The sequence below is a fragment of the Rhodococcus wratislaviensis genome, from assembly GCF_041228765.1.
GTDB classification, from domain to species: Bacteria; Actinomycetota; Actinomycetes; order Mycobacteriales; family Mycobacteriaceae; genus Rhodococcus_F; species Rhodococcus_F wratislaviensis.
In genome coordinates this window covers 3,063,935-3,085,021 of sequence record NZ_CP150488.1, presented here as the reverse complement: position 1 = coordinate 3,085,021, position 21,087 = coordinate 3,063,935, and the positions used below count along the sequence as shown (strand labels likewise).

General features: G+C 67.6%; 17 protein-coding genes. 9 read left to right on the top strand and 8 right to left on the bottom strand.

All coding sequences use genetic code 11. The annotated features are described in order from the left end of the window. The first annotated feature begins 25 nt into the window (after positions 1-25). A complete protein-coding gene (locus tag WKC72_RS14035) occupies positions 26-1,201 on the top strand; it encodes an alpha/beta hydrolase family protein (RefSeq protein ID WP_370182989.1) in 1,176 nt (391 codons plus the stop codon). Here WKC72_RS14035 and WKC72_RS14030 read toward each other — a convergent pair. The 6 genes from WKC72_RS14030 to WKC72_RS14005 all read right to left on the bottom strand — a co-directional run bounded on the left by WKC72_RS14030 (position 1,110) and on the right by WKC72_RS14005 (position 9,864). Beyond that, positions 1,110-2,732, bottom strand: coding sequence for a GMC family oxidoreductase (locus WKC72_RS14030; RefSeq protein ID WP_370182988.1), 1,623 nt, complete (start codon positions 2,730-2,732; stop codon positions 1,110-1,112). The genes WKC72_RS14035 and WKC72_RS14030 overlap by 92 nt on opposite strands. Further along, positions 2,729-4,297: an APC family permease gene (locus tag WKC72_RS14025; protein WP_370182986.1), complete on the bottom strand. Its 1,569-nt coding sequence runs from the start codon at positions 4,295-4,297 to the stop codon at positions 2,729-2,731. Before WKC72_RS14025 ends, WKC72_RS14030 begins: the two co-directional genes overlap by 4 nt. A 33-nt stretch (positions 4,298-4,330) precedes the next feature. Continuing rightward, positions 4,331-5,851, bottom strand: a complete 1,521-nt coding sequence (locus WKC72_RS14020; RefSeq protein ID WP_128641662.1) for an aldehyde dehydrogenase family protein — start codon at positions 5,849-5,851, stop codon at positions 4,331-4,333. Continuing rightward, positions 5,848-7,500 (bottom strand): BCCT family transporter, encoded by a 1,653-nt coding sequence (locus WKC72_RS14015; RefSeq protein ID WP_112301896.1) that lies wholly within the window; start codon positions 7,498-7,500, stop codon positions 5,848-5,850. Before WKC72_RS14015 ends, WKC72_RS14020 begins: the two co-directional genes overlap by 4 nt. Beyond that, the gene (locus tag WKC72_RS14010) at positions 7,497-8,669 is read right to left on the bottom strand and encodes an aromatic ring-hydroxylating dioxygenase subunit alpha (RefSeq protein WP_112301895.1); all 1,173 of its coding nucleotides are present in this window, start codon (positions 8,667-8,669) and stop codon (positions 7,497-7,499) included. Before WKC72_RS14010 ends, WKC72_RS14015 begins: the two co-directional genes overlap by 4 nt. 382 nt (positions 8,670-9,051) lie before the next feature. Then, positions 9,052-9,864, bottom strand: coding sequence for an IclR family transcriptional regulator (locus WKC72_RS14005; RefSeq protein WP_037226762.1), 813 nt, complete (start codon positions 9,862-9,864; stop codon positions 9,052-9,054). A 198-nt stretch (positions 9,865-10,062) separates the two neighbouring features. Here WKC72_RS14005 and WKC72_RS14000 point away from each other — a divergent pair, with 198 nt between their 5' ends. Beyond that, the gene (locus WKC72_RS14000; RefSeq protein ID WP_112301893.1) at positions 10,063-10,407 is read left to right on the top strand and encodes a bifunctional 3-phenylpropionate/cinnamic acid dioxygenase ferredoxin subunit; all 345 of its coding nucleotides are present in this window, start codon (positions 10,063-10,065) and stop codon (positions 10,405-10,407) included. Beyond that, positions 10,404-11,582, top strand: a complete 1,179-nt coding sequence (locus tag WKC72_RS13995) for an NAD(P)/FAD-dependent oxidoreductase (protein ID WP_370182983.1) — start codon at positions 10,404-10,406, stop codon at positions 11,580-11,582. Before WKC72_RS14000 ends, WKC72_RS13995 begins: the two co-directional genes overlap by 4 nt. Positions 11,583-11,590: 8 nt before the next feature. On the opposite strand, the gene WKC72_RS13990 is transcribed toward WKC72_RS13995, so the two are convergent. Continuing rightward, positions 11,591-12,391 carry an IclR family transcriptional regulator gene (locus tag WKC72_RS13990; protein WP_037226757.1) on the bottom strand — a complete coding sequence of 267 codons (801 nt, stop codon included), beginning with the start codon at positions 12,389-12,391 and terminating at the stop codon, positions 11,591-11,593. 339 nt (positions 12,392-12,730) lie between these two features. Here WKC72_RS13990 and WKC72_RS13985 point away from each other — a divergent pair, with 339 nt between their 5' ends. From WKC72_RS13985 to purU, 4 genes are all read left to right on the top strand, one after another. After that, the gene (locus WKC72_RS13985; RefSeq protein ID WP_370182981.1) at positions 12,731-15,193 is read left to right on the top strand and encodes an FAD-dependent oxidoreductase; all 2,463 of its coding nucleotides are present in this window, start codon (positions 12,731-12,733) and stop codon (positions 15,191-15,193) included. Continuing rightward, on the top strand, positions 15,190-15,816 hold the full coding sequence (locus WKC72_RS13980) for a cyclodeaminase/cyclohydrolase family protein (RefSeq protein ID WP_370182980.1): 627 nt from the start codon (positions 15,190-15,192) through the stop codon (positions 15,814-15,816). Before WKC72_RS13985 ends, WKC72_RS13980 begins: the two co-directional genes overlap by 4 nt. Beyond that, positions 15,813-16,706 (top strand): bifunctional 5,10-methylenetetrahydrofolate dehydrogenase/5,10-methenyltetrahydrofolate cyclohydrolase, encoded by an 894-nt coding sequence (locus WKC72_RS13975; RefSeq protein WP_370182979.1) that lies wholly within the window; start codon positions 15,813-15,815, stop codon positions 16,704-16,706. The genes WKC72_RS13980 and WKC72_RS13975 overlap by 4 nt, the downstream gene beginning before the upstream one ends. A gap of 113 nt (positions 16,707-16,819) precedes the next feature. Beyond that, entirely contained in the window at positions 16,820-17,668 is an 849-nt protein-coding gene (gene purU / locus WKC72_RS13970) for a formyltetrahydrofolate deformylase (RefSeq protein WP_037226750.1), read from the top strand. Positions 17,669-17,737: 69 nt separating this feature from the next. Here the strand turns inward: purU and WKC72_RS13965 are convergent, their stop codons facing one another. Continuing rightward, on the bottom strand, positions 17,738-18,409 hold the full coding sequence (locus tag WKC72_RS13965; protein WP_370182977.1) for a GntR family transcriptional regulator: 672 nt from the start codon (positions 18,407-18,409) through the stop codon (positions 17,738-17,740). Between the two features lie 113 nt (positions 18,410-18,522). Here WKC72_RS13965 and glyA point away from each other — a divergent pair, with 113 nt between their 5' ends. Together glyA and WKC72_RS13955 are read left to right on the top strand one after the other, a co-directional pair. Further along, positions 18,523-19,848 (top strand): serine hydroxymethyltransferase, encoded by a 1,326-nt coding sequence (gene glyA, locus WKC72_RS13960; protein WP_052032837.1) that lies wholly within the window; start codon positions 18,523-18,525, stop codon positions 19,846-19,848. Next, positions 19,848-21,083 (top strand): sarcosine oxidase subunit beta family protein, encoded by a 1,236-nt coding sequence (locus WKC72_RS13955; RefSeq protein WP_370182976.1) that lies wholly within the window; start codon positions 19,848-19,850, stop codon positions 21,081-21,083. Before glyA ends, WKC72_RS13955 begins: the two co-directional genes overlap by 1 nt. Positions 21,084-21,087: the final 4 nt, after the last annotated feature.

Sequence of the window (21,087 nt, the reverse complement as noted above, 5' to 3'; positions counted from 1 at the left end):
CATCACGGGTACGTACGGTGACCCGGTGAGCGAACCAACGTGCAGAGTCGACATCGTCTTCGCCCCCGGCGTGGTGGCACACCGCGGAACCGCGGAGGAACTCGTGGGCCGGGCACTGGATGCGCGCGGTCTGACCGGTGATGTGAGGTTCGCCGCGGACACCGCCGGGCTCGAGCGGGCCGTGCAGTCGGCGGCCGGGCGAGGCGAGGTCATCGTCGTGCCCGGCACCGGGGCCTCCTTCACCGCCCCGGCCGGCGGGGCGATTCGCGTCGATTTCGGGGAGTGCGAGGCCGACCGCTCGCCGGGCACCCGGGTCCACATCCGGGGGCGCGGGCTCGACGGGCTGCGCTACGCCGTCGACAGTTGGTTCCACCACCGCTTCCACCCCGGACGGATCGTCCGCTACGGCGACCACCCCGATCAGCGAGTGGAAGTGCGGATCCCGGGCGGTGACGGCCCCTTCCCCGTCGCCGTGTTGGTCCACGGCGGGTTCTGGCGTCCGCGTTGGGAGTCCGACTTGATGGACGCGACGGCGGTCGACCTGACGGCCCGCGGGTACGTCACCTGGAATGTCGAGTACCGGCGGGGCACGGAGAACCGATGGGCAGCAATGGCGTCCGATGTCGCCGACGCCGTGCAGGCTGTCGCGACGGTGCCGGAGGCGGACCCGGAGCGGGTCGTGATTCTCGGCCACTCGGCCGGTGCTCAGCTCGCGCTCCGCGCCGCCGCCGACGCCGCGACCGAGGACGCAGCGGTTCATCCGGCACTGGCCGTCAGCCTCGCTGGGGTGCTGAATCTGCGACTCGCCGGCGAACGCCACCTCGGCGAGGGCGCGGTGGCGGACGCCGTCGGCGGCGACCGGGCCGGCGACCGTGCGACGTACGAACGGTCGTCGCCGATCGAGCGACTGCCGCTGGGCACCGCTCAGCTGGTGGTGTGCGCCGTCGACGACGAGCCGGACATGCTCGAGATGAGCAGGCAGTACCACGACGCCGCCGCGGCGACCCCCGACGACGTCGTCCGGATCGAGGGCCCCGGCGATCACTTCACCGTCATCGATCCGGGGAGCGAGATCTGGCGAAGGATCGCCGAGGCGATCGACGCCCGGATCAGACCTCGGACAACGTCGACTCCGCCGCCCGCAACCCGGCCCCTGCCCGGCCCCGGAGCAGATCCGCGCACCTCTCGGCCATCGTCATGACCGTGATGTTCGGGTTGACGTGCGGCAGCTTCGGCATCGCCGACGCGTCGACCACCCTCAGTCCTCGTACCCCCTTGACCCGCAGTTCCGGGTCGAGCACGGCCATCGGATCGTCGACACCGCCCATGCGGGCCGTGCCCGCGGGGTGATACACCGTGTTGTGGGTCTTGTGGATGTAGTCGAGGATCTCGGCGTCCGTCACCGCATCGGGTCCCGGCGCCAGTTCGCGGGCGATCCACCCGCGGAGCGCCTTCTGCTCGGCGATCTTGCGGGCCAGCTTCACCCCGGACAGCATCACCCGGTCGTCGTGGCCCTCGCTGTCGGTGAAATAGCGAGGGTCGACCTTCGCGCGGTCACGGAAGTCCCGCGACCGCAACCGGACCGTTCCGCGGGAGCGGCCCTGAGTGACGTTGGGTGTCAAGCAGAATCCGTTGTCGGTGGTCGGGTAACCCCACCGCAGTGTGTTCATGTCGAACGGGACGCTGCCGTAGTGCATCATCAGGTCGGGATGGTTCAGGCCGTCACGGGTGGTCGCGAAGAGGCCGATCTCCCACCACTGCGTCGATTCGGTGACCATCGGCTGGGACGCCTCCCAGAACACGAGTCCCTCGACGTGATCGTCGAGGTTCGATCCGACACCGGGCGAGTCGACGCGGACGGGGATCCCGAACTCCGCGAGATGCTCCGCCGGGCCGATACCCGACAGCATCAGCAACTTCGGGGTGTCGATGGCCCCGGCCGTCACCACCACCTCGCGTCGCGCCGACACCGTGTCGTAGCCGGTGAGGTCGGGGCGCTGGTACCGGACGCCCGTCGCCGTCTGCTGTTCGTCGAACAGGATTTCGCTCACCCAGCAGCCGGTCCGGACCTCCAGGTTGGGCCGGGTCCCGAGGATCGGGTGCAGGTAGGCGTGCGACGACGACATGCGGGTGCCGTCCTCGGACGCGTTGATCTGGAACCATCCGGCGCCGTTGAGCACCGTTCCGCCGCGGTTGAATGCGACGGTCGGCAGCCCCACCGCGGCGGCGGCGTCGAGAACCGCGTGGCCGCACGGGTCGTTCGGCGGGACGTCCCGCAACCGCACGGGCCCGCTGCGGCCGTGGCCGTCGCCGGGGGCGTCGTTGCTCTCCAGCCGGCTGACGTACGGGAGGATGTCCCGCGCACCCCATCCCGACGCCCCCATCGCCTCCCAGTCGTCGAGTGCCTCGGCCGGCGGCCAGAAGGCGATACACGAGTTGTGGGACGAGCAGCCGCCGAGGACCTTGGCCCGGGCGTGCCGCATGAAGCTGTTGCCCTTCTCCTGCGGCTCCACCGGGTAGTCCCAGTCGTACCCGGAGTCCAGCAGATGCATCCACTGGGACAGTTCGAGGATCGCCCGGTCCCCGACGTCGGACGGGCCCGCCTCGAGCAGGCACACCGTCACCGACGGGTCTTCGCTCAGGCGCGCCGCGAGTGCGCATCCCGCGCTTCCACCGCCCGCGATCACGTAGTCGAATTCCCCTGCAGTGCTCTGCGATTCGCCATCGGTCATCGGGCGAGCTCCTTGTCGTTCGGTTCGGATTCCGGCGCGGGCGTTACCACCGCCGCGCAGTGTGACGTCAACGTTCCGATGTGGTGCCGGCCGGTGGTGAGGTACCACAACAGTCCGAACCCGAGGATGACGCCGATGTAGACGAAGGCGCCCCAGGTGTTGTACCACGGTTCGCCGTACACGGCCTCCCGTGGCCAGGCGAGGTTGAGGGCCATGCCGATTCCCCACACGAGTGCGACGATGTTGACGGGCAGTCCCCACTTGCCCATCGTGAAGTAGCCGCCCTCCTTCAGGTCCCGCGGCGGCCACTCACCGCGCAACCTCTTCTTCAGCATCGGGCCGGTGACCATCAGGTAGGCCAGGTAGATCATGATGATCGCGATCGACGTCAGCACGGTGAAGATGTGCGGTTGGCCGATGTTGACCACCAGGATCAGCGCGGCCACCACTCCGATCGTCACGGCGGGCACGACGGGTGTCCGCGTTCTCGGGTGGACGCGGGCCAGCCGCTCACCGAACGGGAGTGCGTTGTCGCGGGCCATGGCGAAGGTCAGCCGGATGGCGGCGGTGTGCACCGCCAGCGAGCAGACGGTCACCGCGATCACGATGCACACCAGGAAGATCGTGCCCAGCGGGCCCCACATCACCTGCTCCACGATGTACTGCAGGCTGCCGTCCGACGCGCCGATCTTCGGATCGTCGAGGTCGGGTGCCGCCATCACGGCGAACACGAGGATCGCGCCGCCGATCACGAACGAAGCGAGGATCGCACGGAAGATCGCCTTGGGCGCGGTCCGACGGGGTTCCACCGTCTCCTCGCCCAGCGAACTCGCGGTGTCGAAGCCGTACATCACGTAGCCCGACGCGAGCGTGGCCACCAGGAACGCGCCGAGGTATCCACCGCTTTCGCCTGCGCCGTACCCGTGGGTGGAGAAGAACACCTGCGGGCCGCGGGTCATGTTGGCGGCGAGGATGATCGCGATCAGCACCGCCGCGATGATCTCGATGAACACCCCGGCGCTGTTGATCATCGCCATGAGACGGACACCGAGCGCGTTGACGACGGTGGTGAAGCCGATCATCACCGTCCCGAGAATGACGGCGTTGGTGGCGAAGTCGTGTTCTCCGGTGCCGTCACCGACGAGCTGGAAGCCGCTCCACAGCCGCGGCAGGTTGAGCTGCAGCGCCAGCACAACGGCCGACAGGGTGACGATCGACGCGGTGAGCATCAGCCAGCCCGCGGACCACCCCACTATTCTGCTGCCGAGCGTCTTCGCCCAGTTGTACACGGAGCCGGCGATCGGATACTTGGCGGCCAGCTCCATGAAGCACAGTGCCACGGCGAGCTGGCCGACGAACACCAGCGGCCACGACCACAGGTAGGCGGGGCCTGCGGTGCCGAATCCGAAGTAGAACAACTGGAAAGTGCCGGTTAGAATGGAAATGTAGCTGACGCCCGCGGCGAAGCTCGCGAACTTGCCGATACTGCGATCGAGGGACTCCTTGTAGCCGAAATCCTCGAGTCCACTGTCGTGATCGCCGGTCGTATTGTCGGTACTGGTCATTCGATCACTTCCTGAGAAGTTGAGGTAGGCCTGTCAGGTGGCGGTGAACCAACCCGCGAGAGGCGAGGTCGTGTTGTTCCAGATGTGTTTGACTTCCTGGTATTCCGAGAGTCCCGCGGGTCCGAGTTCGCGCCCGTTGCCGGACTTCTTGAATCCGCCCCATTCCGCCGCCGCGGTGTAGTAGCCGAAGTCGTTGAGCCACACGGTCCCGTGGCGCAGGCGGCGTACCACCCGTTCACCGCGGGCGGCATCCGACGTCCGGACGCCGGCGGCGAGGCCGTACTCGGTGTCGTTGCCGAGCCGGACCGCGTCTTCCTCGGTGGTGAATCTCTCGACCGTGAGGATGGGCCCGAACGTCTCCTCCTGCACGATCCGCATGGAGCGGTCGCAGTGGTCGAAGATGGTGGGCAGGTAGTAGCTGCCGCCGTCGAGTGCGGGATCGGCGGGCCGGGAGCCACCCGTCCGGAGCGTCGCTCCTTCGGAGACACCCAGTGTCACATAGGCTTCGATCTTGTCGCGCTGCGCCGCCGACACGAGCGGCCCGGTCTCGCTGCCGGGATCGAGCCCCGGGCCGACGCGGATGGCCTCGGCGCGCGAGACGAGGGCGGCAACGAAGTCGTCGGCGATCGACTCCTCGACGATCAGCCGCGTCCCGGCCGAGCACACCTGCCCCGAATGCAGGAAAACACCGGTGAGTACCTGGTCGACCGACGACTCCCAGTCGGCGTCGGCGAACACGAGGTGCGGGTTCTTCCCGCCCAGTTCCACGGCGACCTTCGTGACGTGTTTCGCGGCCGTCGCCAGGATGGTGGTGCCGGTCGCGAATCCACCGGTGAACGAGATGAAGTCGACGTCGCCGGTGTCGGTCAGCGCAGGGCCGAGGTCGGCGCCGCTGCCCTGCACCAGGTTGACGACTCCGGCGGGCACACCCGCCTCCTCGATCAGCCGGGCGAACGCGATCGTGCTCAGCGGCGTGACCTCACTGGGCTTGAGCACCATCGTGCAACCGGCGGCCAGCGCGGGTGCCACCTTCCAGGAGATCTGGAGCAGCGGGTAGTTCCAGGGTGCGATGAGGACGCACACCCCGATCGGTTCGCGAACGACCCGGGAGACGACCGCGGGGTCACCCACGTCGACCACTCGGTCGCTGGAGACGAGGGCGAGCCGGGCGTAGTACCGGAATACCGACACGACGTCGTCGATGTCGATTCGACTCTCCACCAGAGTTTTACCGGTGTCCAGCGTCTCGATACGCGCCAGTTCCTCCTTGTCGCGCTCGAGGAGATCCGCGATGCGCGACAGGAGCGACGATCGCACGGCGACCGCCGTCTCCGGCCAGTCCCCGGCATCGAAAGTCGCCCGGGCCGCCAGCACGGCTCGTCTCGCGTCTTCGGGCGACGCCTCGTCGACCGTGGCGATCACGTTCCCGGTTGCCGGGTCGATGCAGTCGCGGGTGCGCCCCGACGTCGCCGCGACCCACTCCCCCGCGATGAAATTCACCTTCCCGAACAACCTCTGGACGTCGAGATCCGCGGATAGTGCCGACATCTTCATACTGTGTCCGAAACCCTCTCGTGTGCAGACTTTTTCGATGAACCGACGATGAGCGGATCGCGGGAGACGTCCCGATACAGCGAGAAGCACAACCCGATCATCACCAGAAGGAACGGCGCGGCCGCGATGATCGTCATCGTCTGCAGCCCCTGAAGGGCGTCCGAGCCGCCGGTCCAGAGGATGAGTGCCGCGGTGCCACCGGTGAGGGTTCCCCAGAAGATGACGACCCACGTGCTCGGTTCTCGTGCACCCCGCTGCGACAGCGTGCCCATCACCAGCGACGCGGCGTCCGCGCCGGACACGAAGAAGATCGCGACCAGCACCATGACCAGCACGGTGGCGAATCCGGTCAACGGCAGATGGTCGAGCATCCCGAACAACTGGCCTTCGGTCGACGAGCGGGCCGCCAGGTCGACTCCGTCCTGCTGCTGTCCGATGCCGGCGCCGCCGAACACCGCGAACCACACCAGGCTGACCGAGGTGGGAATGACGATCACGCCGACCACGAACTGCCGGATCGTGCGGCCGCGGCTGATCCGGGCGAGGAACATTCCGACGAACGGAGTCCACGACACCCACCATGCCCAGTAGAAGATCGTCCACGACGACAGCCAGGACGCCGTGCCGTCGCCGGAACTCGCGGCCGTCCGTCCCGACATGGTGGCGAGCTGCGCCGCATAGTCCGCGATCGCGGTGGGGAGCAGATTGAGGATGAGGACGGTCGGACCGAGCACGAACACGAACAGCGCGAGAATCACCGCCAGCACCATGTTGATGTTGGACAGCCAGTGGATGCCCCGGGCGACTCCCGACACCGCCGAACCGACGAACGCGAACGTCAGCAGCCCGACGAGGGCAACGAGCGCGAACGTGCCGACGTTGTCCATCCAGCCGATGATCTCGAGCCCGGAACCGATCTGCAGTGCACCGAGCCCGAGCGACGCGGCGGTGCCGAACATCGTCGCGATGATCGCGAGGATGTCGATGACCTTCCCCACGGCGCCTTCCGAGCGGCGGCCGAGGAGAGGGAAGAAGGCGGCGCTGATGAGCTGCTTGCGGCCGCGCCGGTAGGAGCCGTATGCGATCGACAGCCCGACGACCGCGTAGATCGCCCACGGATGCAGCCCCCAGTGGAACATAGTCGTGGCCATCGCCGACCCGACGGAGCCGTCCGTTCCCGGCGGCGGGCTCACCAGATGGGCGAGCGGTTCGGCGACGCCGTAGAACATCAATCCGATTCCCATGCCGGCGCTGAACATCATCGCGATCCAGCTCACCGTGCGGAACTCCGGTTTCTCGCCGTCGCGGCCGAGCGGAATCCGGCCGTACCGGGAGAACGCGAGGAAGAGCGAGAAGACGACGAACGCCGACGACGCCGCGATGAACAGCCAACCGAGGTCGGCCACCAGCCAGTCCAGCGCCGCGGTCGACACGACCGACAGGTTTTCCGGCGCCAGCAGTCCCCACAGGATGAGTCCCACACCGAGCGCCGCGGCCGTGCCGAACACCACCTTGTCGACGCTCCGCCGACCCTCGCCGCCGGACGGCGCGGCCGGCTCCTGCTCCTGCGCCTGGTGTCGAGGTTGCGGATCGACACCGTTCACCCTGGGAGGGTCGGTCACCCTCGGTTGTTCGCCGGCGTAGGTCATCGGGGATCCCCGCTCAGCCTTTCCAGTAGCCATTCGTGGAATTCGCCGATGTGGTGTTCCGCGGGCACCAGCACACCCCCGTTCCGGTACGCCTTCGACGCCATCGTGGGCTGGGTCCGCTCACAGGCGTCGAAATCCTGCTGGTTGACTCGGTGGAACAGCTCCACCGAACGGGAGACGTCGCGACCCGATGCGGTGACCTCCGGGGAGTACAGCCAGTCGCATTCGACGATGGTGCGATCCGCGGACACGGGGAACATGCGGTGGAAGATGACGTGGTCGGGCACGAGGTTGACGAAGACCTGCGGCCGGATCGTGATGGCGTAGTACTTGCGGTCCTGGTCGGGACTGATGCCGGACAGCGACTCGAATCCGCCGCTTCCGTCGATGGTGAATCCCTCGACCTCGTCACCGAAAGCGGCACCGTGCCCCACGAAGTACTGTGCGGCAAGACCGTCCGCGAACTCGGGAAGTACCTCGGTGAGCTCGGGGTGGATGGTCGCGCAGTGGTAGCACTCCATGAAGTTCTCGATGATCAGCTTCCAGTTGGCCGCGACGTCGTAGACGATCCGGCGGCCGAGTTCCAGGGTCCCGATCTGGTACCGATCGATGGCGGCCGGATCACCGAGTCGTTCGGTGACGGCGCCGACGACCTCGTCCTCGAACGACGGCGGCTCGTCGGCCAGGCACACCCATGCGTAGCCGAGCCATTCACGAAGCGCGACCGGCACCAGTCCGTACCGCACCCGGTCGATGTCGGCTCCGGTCTCGTCCCGCAGGGCGGCCATGTTGGGGGCGGCCACCAGTTTGCCGTCGAGTCCGTACGTCCACGCGTGGTAGGGGCACTGAAGGTTTCTGCGGATCTGTCCTTCGTCCTCGGTACACAGCATGGCGCCGCGGTGACGGCAGATGTTGAGGAAGGCGCGCAGTTCCCCGTCGCGGCCGCGGACGAGGAGCACGCTCTCCCTGCCCACCGTGATCTTCCGGAAGGCTCCGGGGTCGGCGAGATCGGCGGCGCGGACGGCGCAGAACCACATCGCCTCGAACAGGTTCTCCTGTTCGTCCGTGAAGATGTCGGCGTCGGTGTAGTACCGGCCACCCAGGGTGGGGATCAGTGCCGGTGCGGGCGCGGAGGCGGGGGCGGGGGCTTGGACGTCCGGAGCGGACATAGATGTCACCGTTTCTTTCGTTGCCGGGAAAGATGCGTGTCGGTCGAGCTGTGACCTGATGTCTGTGTGTGTAGGGAGCGCAGATCGCAAGGGGCGTCGTTGCCGAGAGTGACGACATGCGTGCCCGATCCGCGGCGACCGTTCGAACAGCGGACAGCTGTTCCCGCCGAGTCATCGCGGCGTCAGCATTGTTGCGTCATCGGCAACGCTATGCGATTTACACAACTTAGACTGCGGCCGCCGGACGTGTCAAACATCACATTCGACACTTCTTTCGCGGACGCGACACGACCGAAACACCGCGTTAACCGCGGACGGCCGAAACCCGGGCAAACGGGACTATCCGTTCGTCCCGCCTTGAGGGAGAAGCACTTCCGGGCGTTCAGTCACCCGCGCCGACGGATTGCTGCGCTTCGATCCGCACAACCGCGTCGGCGAGTTCGAGCGCCACCGCCTCGAACCGTTCGGGCGCCAGCCGGTACTCCGGACCGGACACACAGATCGACGCGACGATCCGGTTGGTGACCTTGCTTCGCACCGGCACGGCGATGGAATTGAGCCCCGCTTCGAGCTCCTCGGCCGTGGACGCCCACCCGCGCGACCGCACGTGCTCGAGTTCGACGTCGAACGCCCGGAAGTCGGTAATCGTGTTGGGCGTGAGCGCGCTCAACTGCGGCCCCAACCGGCTTCGGAGCTGGCCGGACGTCAGTTCCGAGACCAGAACCTTGCCGGTCGCGGTCGCGTGCGCAGGCGTCACCTGACCCACCCACGTACGCAGCGCGACGTGGCGATCGCTGCGGGCTTCCAGCACGTTGAGGGTCGCCGCTCCGTCCAGCACGGCGAGATTGACCGTCTCCCCGAAGGCATCGGCCAGGCGATCGCACTCCGGCTGCGCAACCTCGACGAGCCCGCTCTGCGCGACCGTGGCCTCGGCCAAGCGCACGACCGCGAATCCGAGCTGATACTTGCCGCGGACGCCCGCTTCCTCTACGAATCCGCGTTGCTGCAGCGATGCGATCAGGCGTGACACGGTCGATTTGTGCACGCCGAGACGCACGGCGATCTCCGAGGCGCCGACACGGCCTTCTGCCGCGACTATCTCGAGCACGTCGATGGCACGTTCCACCGCGTGCACTGTCTTCGCCTTTCCTTCTGCGCCCTGGGCCGCGGGCGCCGTCGCCTCGGATTCACTCATGCCCCGAGGTTATGCCCACCGACTTGCGGAACGCAGTTTTTACACGCGAATACTTGACACCGCGGGGCAGCACCGGAGAGCATTGTGTTGCACAGCTTGCAAGTCGTCGCGCATAGCGCAACAAATGCTCCACAACTTGTCCCTCCACCCCGACGCTTTCGGAGGTATCGAGTGATTCTCGATAACGATTCCCCAGTTGTGACCCACCCCGGCGCCACGGCCTTCCCCGTGTGCGAACTCGCGACACTGCCCGTCGGCGAGGTCGTCACGGTGACCCCGCCGGGCATGGCTCCCGTCTCCGTCTTCCACACCTCCGACGGTCTGTATGCCATCGACGACACCTGCACCCACCAGGACGCCTCCCTCGCCGACGGCTGGGTCGAAGGCTGCACCGTCGAGTGCCCGCTCCACGAGGCGTGCTTCGACCTCCGCACCGGAGTTCCTTCGGGCCCGCCGGCCAAGATCGCTGTCCGCACACACGACGTGTCGATCGTCGACGGCACCGTGCTGCTTCATCTCGACCAGAAGGGCGACGCCCGATGAACACTGTCCCGAATTCCATTGTGGTACTGGGCGCTTCCCTCGCCGGACTGTCGGCGGTCCGCGCACTGCGGGAGAAGGGATACACCGGCCGCCTCGTCGTGGCCGGCAGCGAGCAGTCCCTGCCCTACGACCGGCCGCCCCTGTCCAAGGAATTCCTCACCGGCCACCTGACCGACGAGGATCTGCTGTTGATGAACAGCGACGACGACACACTCGACGTCGAATGGCACATGAACAGAACGGCCACCGGCCTGGTTCGCTCCCCGGACGGGCTCCACCGCGTCACGTTCGACGACGGGTCCCACTTCGACGCCGATGCCGTCGTCGTCGCGACGGGCGCGCGCGCCCGGACCCTCCCCGGACACTCCGGTCTCGCCGGAGTTCACACACTCAGGTCGGTCGACGACGCACGCGCACTGCGTGATTCGCTGTCACGGGCGCAGAACCTCGTGATCGTGGGAGCCGGTTTCATCGGCGCGGAGGTGGCGTCCAGCGCGGCCGGCATGAGCCTGCACGTCACCGTCGTCGAGGCGTCACCGACACCCCTGGCAGGCCCGCTCGGCATCGAACTCGGGGCGATCTGTGCAGGACAGCACGCCGCGCACGGTGTCCGGCTGCTCACCGGGGCAGTCGTCGCCGCACTACTCGGCGACGACGCGGTCGAAGCTGTCCAGCTCAGCGACGGAACGATCCTCCCCGCGGACGCCGTGGTGGTCGGAATCGGGGCCGTCCCCAATGTCGAATGGGCAAGCGATTCGGAACTGATGGTCGAAGACGGTTTCCTCACCGACTCGTCGTGCCGCACGAATGTGCCCGGCGTGTACGCGATCGGCGACTGCGCACGGACTTTCGACGACACCCACCAGGTGCACCACAGAAGCGAGCACTGGAGCAACGCCGTCGCCCAGGCCGCCACCGTCGCCGACACGATCATGGCCACACCGTCCGGACCCGTCGCGATCCCGTACTTCTGGTCCCACCAGTACGGCAAGATGCTGCAGTTCGCCGGGACGAGACACAGCACCGACGAGGTCCGGTTCGTCGACGGCGATCCCGGAACCGGCACGTTCGTGGCCACCTACGACCGGGACGGCGACACCGTGGGCGTCTTCGCGATGAACAGTCCCCGGCTGTTCACCCGGTACAAGAAGCAACTCGCCAGGTCGCGGGCCTGATGCCGGCGCTACGTGACGGCATAGCCCAATCGGCTGCTGATCTGCTGGGACGTGTCGAGTGCGGCGCGGGCGACGTCCTCGAACCGTTCCGGCAGCAGCCGGTAGGCGGGGCCGGACACGCTCAGAGCGGCAATCATTTTCGACGTGTAGTCGCGGATCGGGACGGACACCGCGTTCAACCCGAGTTCGAGTTCCTCCTCGGACTCCGCCCAGCCGCGCTCGCGAATGGTCTTCAGCGATTCCACGAGCGCAGGCACATCGGTGATTGTTTTCTCCGTGAGAGCAATCGGAGTTTCTCCCACGCGCTCCGCGAGTTCGCTGTCGGACAATTCCGTCAGCAACAATTTTCCACTCGCCGTCGCATGCGCCGGGCTGCTTTGACCCACCCAGGTATTGGTACCGACGCCGGACGGACCGTCCGCTTTGACGATGCTCACCGATCGATTGCCGTCGAGTATCGACACATTGACGCTCTCACCGACAGTTTCCGCCAGTTCGGCGCACAATTCCTGACTCTGCCGCACCAGATCGCCGTCCGGCGACGCGGTGCGGGCCAGCCGGACGATGGAATTGCCGAGCTGGAATTTTCCCCGGTTCTTCAATTGCGCGACGTAGCCTCGCGAATCCAGAACGGCAACGAGGCGCGACGCGGTCGACTTGTGGACACCCAACTCCTCGGCGATTTCCGTGACGCCGGCGGTACCGAGCCTCGCCAGGATTTCGAGTACCGCCAGAGCGCGGTCCACTGACTGCACAGCGCCGGACGGCCGGCTCCGATCTCCATTCGAATTATCGTCCAATTCAGTCATCGCGACTTCAGGATAGGCGACATCACCGTGCGACGGTTACCTCCATCCACACCCGGTTCCGCGTCATCACCGTCGCGCACGGTGCACATTTCCACGGTCGATCGCGGAATTGGTGCTTTTTCCGGAGCCAATCGTCATGGAATTACGCGCAATTCGGGGTTGACCCCCTCACTCTTCCGGACCTAATGTGTTGATATATCAGTTGTCGACATTGGTTCGGATCAGTCCGATCCGTTTCGCAATTCACAGTCTTTTCCGGCGCCGTTCGAGCCCACACCGAACACCGAATCTCCCGCAACTTCGCCACACACAGGCACCCACCCAACCAGGAGGACCATCATGGGGTCACCGCGCGTAGTGATCATCGGAGCCGGCATCGTCGGCGCGAATCTGGCCGACGAGCTCACCGCTCGCGGCTGGGATCGGATCACGGTGCTCGACCAGGGACCGTTGCCGCTCACCGGAGGCTCCACGTCACACGCACCGGGCCTGGTGTTCCAGACCAACGCGTCCAAGACGATGACCGAGTTCGCCCGGTACACGGTCGAGAAGTTCGTCGGACTCGACGTGGACGGCGAATGGTGCTTCAACCAGCTCGGCGGGCTCGAGGTGGCCACCACCCCCGAGCGACTCGCCGATCTGCACCGCAAGCAGGGCTGGGCCACGTCCTGGGGCATCGAGGGCGCAGTCCTCGACCCGGCCGAGTGCGCGAAGCTGCACCCGTTGCTGGACGAGAAGCGGGTTCTCGGCGGGCTGTACGTGGAGACGGACGGCCTCGCGAAGGCGTCCCGCGTCGTCGTCGCGCTGGCCCGGCGCGCCGAAGCCCGCGGTGCCGTGTTCCAGGGTTCGACGAAGGTGATCGGGATCGAGCAGAGCGGCGGCAAGGTGACCGGCGTCGCCACCCCGGACGGTGTGATCCCCGCCGACATCGTGGTGTCCTGCGCAGGCTTCTGGGGTCCCGACATCGGCGCGATGGTGGGCATGGACGTTCCGCTGCTCCCCCTGGCGCACCAGTACGCGAAGACCGAGCAGATTCCCGAACTCGTCGGGCGGAACACCGAACTCGCCGAGGCCGGCTTCCCGATCCTGCGCCACCAGGACCAGGATCTGTACTTCCGTGAGCACGTCGACCGTCTCGGCATCGGCACGTACGCCCACCGCCCGATGCCGGTGAACCTCCGCGACCTGGACGAGAGCGACGACGTCTCCGCCTCCGACATGCCGTCGATGCTGCCGTTCACGGAAGAGGACTTCGCGCCGTCGTGGGAGCAGAGCAAGTTGCTGCTGCCGTGCCTCGAATCCGCCAAACTGGACGCCGGTTTCAACGGGGTCTTCTCGTTCACCCCGGACGGTGGACCGCTCATCGGCGAGTCCCCGGACGTCGCCGGGTTCTGGATCGCCGAGGCAGTGTGGGTGACGCACTCCGCCGGTGTCGGCCGGGCCGTCGCGCAACTGCTCGTCGACGGCCGCTCCGAGGTCGAACTGCACGGCTGCGACGTGCACCGCTTCGAGGAGATCCAGCTCGCACCCGACTACGTCAGCGAGACGTCGCAGCAGAACTTCGTCGAAATCTACGACGTGCTGCACCCGCTGCAGCCCAAGGAGTCTCCCCGCGACCTGCGGGTCAGCCCCTTCCACGCTCGCCAGAAGGAACTCGGCGCCGTGTTCCTGGAGAGCTCCGGCTGGGAACGCCCGCACTGGTTCGAGTCCAACGCCCATCTGGTGCAGGACCTTCCGGCCGAATGGCAGCCGCCGGCCCGGGAACCGTGGGCGGCGATGTTCCACTCCCCCATCGCCGCGGCGGAGGCCTGGCGCACCCGCACGTCCGTGGCGATGTACGACATGACACCGCTGAAGCGCCTCGAGATCAGCGGCCCCGGCGCGCTGGCCCTGCTCGACCGGCTGACGACCGGCAAGATGGACAAGTCCGTCGGGTCGGTCACCTACACGCTCGCGCTCGACGACGCCGGTGGCGTCCGCAGCGACCTCACCGTCACGCGACTGTCCGACACCGTCTTCCAAGTCGGTGCCAACGGCAACCTCGACCTCGACTACTTCCGCCGGCAGTCCCCCGACGACGGCAGTGTGCAGATCCGGGACATCACCGGCGGCACGTGCGGGATCGGGCTGTGGGGTCCGCGCGCCCGGGATCTGGTGCAGGCACTGAGCTCCGACGACTTCACGAACGAGAACTTCAAGTACTTCCGTGCGAAGCAGGTCCGCATCGGCAGGGTGCCCGTCACGGCGATGCGCCTGTCGTACGTCGGCGAACTCGGCTGGGAGCTGTACACGTCCGCCGACAACGGTCTGCGCCTGTGGGATCTGCTGTGGGCGGAGGGGCAGAAGTACGACGTCATCGCCGCCGGCCGCGCCGCGTTCAACAGCCTGCGGATGGAGAAGGGCTACCGCTCGTGGGGCAGCGACATGACCACCGAGCACAACCCCTACGAGGCCGGTCTCGGGTTCGCGGTGCGACTGCAGAAGGGCGACTTCCGTGGGCGCGACGCGCTCGACGGCGTCTCCGACGAGACGGTGGAGCGGCGCCTGGCGTGCCTCATGATCGACGACCGCACGTCGGTGGTCCTCGGCCACGAGCCGGTGTTCGTCGACGGACAGCCCGCCGGATACGTCACGAGCGCCGCGTTCGGTCACACGGTCGGGGCGCCCATCGCCTACGCCTGGCTTCCCGCGAACGCAACCGTCGACACCCCGGTGGAGATCGAGTACTTCGGACGCCGCATCCCGGCCACCGTCGTGGCCGAGCCGCTCGTCGACCCCGAGATGAAGAAGATCCGGTCATGACCCTCCGAGACGACACGATCGCCGGATTCCTGGATTCGCTCGCCGATCGGACTCCCGCACCCGGCGGCGGCGCGACCGGCGCGCTCCACCTCGGCCAGGCCGCCGCGCTGGTCTCGATGGTCGCCCGCTACACCACCGGCAAGAGGTACGCCGACCACGGGATGCTCGTCGAACGCATCTGCGCGGCCGCGGATGCGTTCCGCGAGAAGGCACTGCAGTTCGCCGAGGACGACATGGCAGCATTCACGGCCGTCATCGACGCCTACCGGCTCCCCCAGGACACGGACGACGAATCCGGAACGCGCACGTCGGCGATCGCGACCGCCCTCGCCGGCGCGGCCGCGGTCCCCGCCGAGGTGGTGGTCGCGGCAGGCGACGTCGTCGCGCTCGCCGACGTCCTGCTGCCGGTGGCGAACCGCACCGTCGTCAGCGACGTCGCGGCCGCCGCCGAGGCCGCCCGCGCAGCCGCCACCACCGCCCGGGTCAACATCGAGGTGAACCTGCCGGGTATCACCGATGCGGACACCCGCCGGGCCCTCACCGAGTGCCTGTCCGGCGTCGACGCGATCGTCGAGCGTGCCGACGCCGTCACGACACGAGTACGAAAGCAGCTGACTTCATGACCAGAAGCCTCGGTGGCGCCGAACTCGCCACCTCCATCCGCAACGACGCATCCGTCGCCGCCGCGGCCCTCGCCGAAATCGGTGTCCGGCCCAAGCTGGCGGTCGTGCAGGCCACCGACGACGAATCGACCGCCTGGTACGTGCGTTCCATCGCGTCGGCCGCCAAGCGCACCGGAATCCTCTGCGACATCGTCGATCTCGGCGCCGTGGCGTCGACCGAGCAGATCCGCAGCACGCTCGTCGAACTCGGCCACGACCCGGACGTCCACGGAATCATCCTGCAGACACCCCTGCCGGACGGCACCGACCTCGACGCACTGCGGGAGGCGATCAACCCCGCGAAGGACGTCGACGGCGCGAATCCGGTCAGCCTCGGCCGTCTCGTCGCGCGTCTGCCCGCGTTCGCGCCCGCCACCGCACAGGCCGTCATCGCGCTCCTCGATCACCACGGAATCTCCCCGCACGGCAGGACGGCCGCGGTGGTCGGCAGATCGACTGTCGTCGGAAGTCCCGTCGCGCATCTGCTCGTGCAACGCAACGCGACGGTGACCGTCTGCCACCGGCACACCACCGACCTGGCCGCGGGCACCCGTGACGCCGACATCCTTGTCGTCGCGGTCGGCATTCCCGGACTGATCACGGCCGACCACGTCGCCGACGGCGCCGTCGTCATCGATGTCGGGACCACGGCGACCGCGGACGGGCAACTGCTCGGTGACGTCGACGCCGCAGCCGTCGACGGTCGGGCCGGCGCGCTGACCCCGGTCCCCGGAGGGGTGGGACCGGTGACCACGGCGTTGCTGCTCAACCACACGGTCGACGCCGCCGCGACCCAGTACGCCCAGACTCGATCGGACTCCCTGCTCGCCGGAGCCCGAAGCGGCGCCTGACTCCGTCTCCACCCCTTGACCCGCTCGTCCCGCCTGAAATAGCATGGGCCCATTCTGATATATCAGTTCGCTCGGACTGACACCTCAATTGGTCCGGCATCGAGGAGACCCACATGACCCAGACCTTCACCCTGACGCTCAGCTGCGCTCAGCGTCCCGGGATCGTTCACGCAGTCAGCTCCTTTCTCTTCGAGCAGAACTGCGATATCGCCGAGCACCAGCAGTTCGACGACACCCGGAGCGACGCGTTCTTCCTCCGCACGTCGTTCGTGTCGGCAGAAGACGTCGACATCGAGCGCCTCACAGCCGAATTCGGGAGCGTCGCCGCGAAATTCGGCATGACGTTCAACTTCAACGGCAGCGACCTGCCCCGGGTGATCGTCATGGTCTCCAAGATGGGCCACTGCCTCAACGACCTCATCTTCCGCTGGCGCGCAGGCAACCTCGGCGCCGAACTCGTCGCCGTCGTCTCCAATCACGAGGTGCTGCGCCCGATGGCCGAAGCCGCCGGGCTGCCGTTCGTCCACGTCCCGGTCACGCCGGCCACCAAGCCGCAGGCGGAGGCCAGGCTCCTCGAACTCGTCGACGAGTTCGATGCGGATCTCGTGGTCCTCGCCCGGTACATGCAGGTCCTGTCGGACGACGCGTGCCGGGCACTGCGCGGACGGGCCATCAACATCCACCACTCGTTCCTGCCCGGTTTCAAGGGCGCCAAGCCCTACCACCAGGCATTCGATCGCGGCGTCAAGCAGGTCGGGGCAACCGCCCACTACGTGACACCCGATCTGGACGAGGGTCCCATCATCGAGCAGGAAGTCATCCGCATCGACCACTCCTTCGACCCGGCGCGACTCGCCACGGTCGGGCAGGACGCCGAGGCCCTCGCGCTGTCGCGGGCCGTGCGCTGGCACTGCGAGAACCGCGTCCTGCTGCACGGTCATCGGACGGTGGTGTTCAGCTGAGGCGGCTCCGCCGCCCGTGAGTGGTTAACGAGTCCCTGGACTCGTTAACCACTCACGGGCGCGAAGCGCCTACAGCAGGTCGCGGATGGCCTTCTCGAAGCCGGCGACGTGGGCGAGGGTCAGCGACGAGGCGGTGTCCTCGTCGCCGTCGACGATGGCCCGCAGCAGGGCCACGTGCTCGCGGACGTGGCTCGCGACGTCGGGCAGCCGGTCGAGGAAGAGGCACCAGATGCGGGTGGCGTGCGCGTCGAGGCTGACGAGGATGTCCTCGAGGTGAGGGTTCCCGGACGCGCGGTAGATCTCGCGGTGCACGCGCACGTCCTTGCGCAGGACGTCGCGCGGGTCTTCACTGTCGGCGATCTCGGCGATCTCGTCGGCCAGCGCGGTCAGCCGGGCCCGCGCGTCCTGGGACGCCGTCCGCGCCGCCCTGGCCGCCGCGGTCGGTTCGAGTTGCTTGCGGATCTCGGAGATGTCGGCGAGGTCGGTCATGTCGACGGCTGTGGCGAACGTGCCGCGACGTGGGTAGGCGACGACGAGACGTTCCCGCTCGAGGCGCTTGAGCGCTTCCCGCACGGGTGTCCGGCCGAATCCGAGTTCCTCGGCGAGACGGTCGTCGTTGATCGGCTCGCCGGGCCGGATGTCCAGCATGACCAGGCGTTCGCGCACGATCTCGTACGCGCGGTCGGCGTTGGTGCCGCCGTTCGATGCCGTGTCCGCGACCGAAGAATGCGCCAGGCTCATGTTCCGTCTCCCTGATTTGCCGGAGCTATTGACCTTTGTCCGGTGCTGACCTTACTCTACTTTCCAGTTGATATATCAGTTCCAAGTCAACTGACCTTCCAGAAAGGCGAACCATGACCGTGGACACCGCACACCTCACCGAGGTGGCAGCAGCGAACCCGACGCTGACTCATTCGCTCGCCGATCTCGACCCCGCCGTGCACCGGGCGATCGCGGCCGAGCTCGAGCGACAGCAGGGCACCCTGGAAATGATTGCCAGCGAGAACTTCGCCCCGCTCGCGGTGATGCAGGCGCAGGGGTCGGTGCTGACGAACAAGTACGCCGAGGGCTACCCCGGACGCCGCTACTACGGCGGGTGCGAGCACGTCGACGTCATCGAGCAGCTCGCCATCGACCGCCTCACCGAGCTGTTCGGCGCGAAGTTCGCCAACGTGCAACCGCACTCCGGGGCGCAGGCCAACGCCGCCGCGATGTCGGCACTGCTGAAGCCCGGCGACGGCATCCTCGGCCTGGACCTCGCGCACGGCGGTCACCTCACCCACGGGATGAAGCTGAACTTCTCCGGCAAGCTCTACGACGTCGCCGCGTACCACGTCCGCGAGGACGATCATCTCGTGGACATGGACGAGGTGGAGCGTCTCGCGCGTGAGCACCGCCCGAAGCTGATCCTGGCCGGCTGGTCCGCCTATCCCCGGCAGCTCGACTTCGCCGCGTTCCGGCGCATCGCCGACGAGGTCGGCGCGTACCTCATGGTCGACATGGCGCATTTCGCCGGACTCGTCGCCGCCGGACTGCACCCCTCCCCCGTCCCGCACGCCCACGTGGTCACGTCGACGACGCACAAGACGCTCGGCGGTCCGCGCGGCGGCGTCATCCTCACCAACGACGAGGCACTGGCCAAGAAGTTCAACTCCTCGGTGTTCCCCGGACAGCAGGGCGGCCCGCTCGAGCACGTCATCGCCGGCAAGGCCGTGTCATTCAAGCTCGCCGCCGAGCCCGAGTTCCGGGAGCGCCAGGAACGCACGCTCGCCGGCGCGAAGATTCTCGCCGACCGGCTGCTGCAGCCCGACTCCCGCGCGGCGGGGATCAGCGTCGTGTCCGGCGGCACCGACGTGCACCTGGTGCTGGTGGATCTGCGCGAATCCGAGCTCGACGGCAAGCAGGCCGAGGACCGGTTGCACCGCGTGGGTATCACGGTGAACCGCAACGCCGTACCGTTCGACCCGCGTCCGCCGATGGTCAGCTCCGGGGTGCGGATCGGCACCCCCGCGCTCGCCACCCGCGGTTTCGACCTGGACGCGTTCACCGAGGTCGCCGACATCATCAGCTACGCGCTGCGACCGGCCACCGACGAGGCCGGACTCGACGAACTCCGCGGCCGCGTCGACGCCCTCGCGCTGCGCTTCCCGCTGTACCCCGACCTCACGGAGGCAAACTGATGAGTGCCACCCAGCCACCCGGCGCCCACCTGCCCGACCACCCCGACTTCCTGTGGCGCAAACCGGAACCGAAGAAGTCGTACGACGTCGTGATCGTCGGCGGCGGCGGGCACGGCCTCGCCACCGCGCACTATCTCGCCAAGAACCACGGCATCACCAACGTCGCGGTTCTGGAGAAGGGCTGGCTCGCGGGGGGCAACATGGCCCGCAACACCACGCTGATCCGGTCGAACTACCTGTGGGACGAGAGCGCCAAGATCTACGAGCACGCCCTGAAGCTGTGGGAGGGTCTCGAGGACGACCTCGACTACCCGATCCTGTTCAGCCAGCGCGGCGTCCTCAACCTCGCGCACAGCCTGCAGGACGTCCGCGACAGCGTCCGCCGTGTCGAGGCCAACAAGCTCAACGGCATCGACGCCGAGTGGGTCGGACCCGACGAGGTCAAGAAGCTGTGCCCGCTGGTGAACATCTCGAGCGACATCCGCTACCCGGTGATGGGCGCGACGTATCAGCCGCGCGCCGGCATCGCCAAGCACGACTACGTGGCCTGGGGATTCGCGCGCCGCGCCGACGAGGCGGGCATCGACATCATCCAGAACTGTGAGGTCACCGGGTTCGTCACCGACGGCAACAAGGTCACCGGGGTGCGCACCACCCGCGGCGACATCGCGACCGGTCAGGTCGCGCTGTGCGCGGCCGGGCACACCTCGACGCTCACCGACATGCTCGGCATCCGCACCCCCGTGCAGAGCCACCCGCTGCAGGCGCTGGTCTCGGAACTGCTCGAGCCCGTGCACCCGACCATCGTGATGTCCAACGCCATCCACGTGTACGTCTCGCAGGCGCACAAGGGTGAACTGGTGATGGGCGCCGGTGTCGACTCCTACAACGGGTACGGCCAGCGCGGCGCGTTCCACATCATCGAGCGCCAGATGGCGGCCGCGGTGGAGTTGTTCCCCGTCTTCGCCCGCGCGCATCTGCTGCGCACCTGGGGCGGCATCGTCGACGTGTGCCCCGACGCCTCCCCGATCGTCGGACGCACCCCCTACGACAACGTGTACCTCAACTGTGGTTGGGGCACCGGCGGATTCAAGGCCACCCCCGGGTTGGGCTGGTGTCTGGCGGACACCATCGCGAACGACGAACCGCACGAGTTCATCGCGCCGTTCAGCCTCGACCGGTTCGTCACCGGCGCCCTCGTCGACGAGCACGGCGCCGCCGCCGTCGCGCACTGAAGGT

What these genes read in the sequence shown, in the direction of transcription:
- WKC72_RS14030 (WP_370182988.1), bottom strand. Translation starts at nt 2,732, where the DNA reads ATGACCGATGGCGAATCGCAGAGCACTGCAGGGGAATTCGACTACGTG.
- WKC72_RS14025 (WP_370182986.1), bottom strand. Translation starts at nt 4,297, where the DNA reads ATGACCAGTACCGACAATACGACCGGCGATCACGACAGTGGACTCGAG.
- WKC72_RS14020 (WP_128641662.1), bottom strand. Translation starts at nt 5,851, where the DNA reads ATGAAGATGTCGGCACTATCCGCGGATCTCGACGTCCAGAGGTTGTTC.
- WKC72_RS14015 (WP_112301896.1), bottom strand. Translation starts at nt 7,500, where the DNA reads ATGACCTACGCCGGCGAACAACCGAGGGTGACCGACCCTCCCAGGGTG.
- WKC72_RS14010 (WP_112301895.1), bottom strand. Translation starts at nt 8,669, where the DNA reads ATGTCCGCTCCGGACGTCCAAGCCCCCGCCCCCGCCTCCGCGCCCGCA.
- WKC72_RS14005 (WP_037226762.1), bottom strand. Translation starts at nt 9,864, where the DNA reads ATGAGTGAATCCGAGGCGACGGCGCCCGCGGCCCAGGGCGCAGAAGGA.
- WKC72_RS13995 (WP_370182983.1), top strand. Translation starts at nt 10,404, where the DNA reads ATGAACACTGTCCCGAATTCCATTGTGGTACTGGGCGCTTCCCTCGCC.
- WKC72_RS13990 (WP_037226757.1), bottom strand. Translation starts at nt 12,391, where the DNA reads ATGACTGAATTGGACGATAATTCGAATGGAGATCGGAGCCGGCCGTCC.
- WKC72_RS13985 (WP_370182981.1), top strand. Translation starts at nt 12,731, where the DNA reads ATGGGGTCACCGCGCGTAGTGATCATCGGAGCCGGCATCGTCGGCGCG.
- WKC72_RS13980 (WP_370182980.1), top strand. Translation starts at nt 15,190, where the DNA reads ATGACCCTCCGAGACGACACGATCGCCGGATTCCTGGATTCGCTCGCC.
- WKC72_RS13975 (WP_370182979.1), top strand. Translation starts at nt 15,813, where the DNA reads ATGACCAGAAGCCTCGGTGGCGCCGAACTCGCCACCTCCATCCGCAAC.
- purU (WP_037226750.1), top strand. Translation starts at nt 16,820, where the DNA reads ATGACCCAGACCTTCACCCTGACGCTCAGCTGCGCTCAGCGTCCCGGG.
- WKC72_RS13965 (WP_370182977.1), bottom strand. Translation starts at nt 18,409, where the DNA reads ATGAGCCTGGCGCATTCTTCGGTCGCGGACACGGCATCGAACGGCGGC.
- glyA (WP_052032837.1), top strand. Translation starts at nt 18,523, where the DNA reads ATGACCGTGGACACCGCACACCTCACCGAGGTGGCAGCAGCGAACCCG.
- WKC72_RS13955 (WP_370182976.1), top strand. Translation starts at nt 19,848, where the DNA reads ATGAGTGCCACCCAGCCACCCGGCGCCCACCTGCCCGACCACCCCGAC.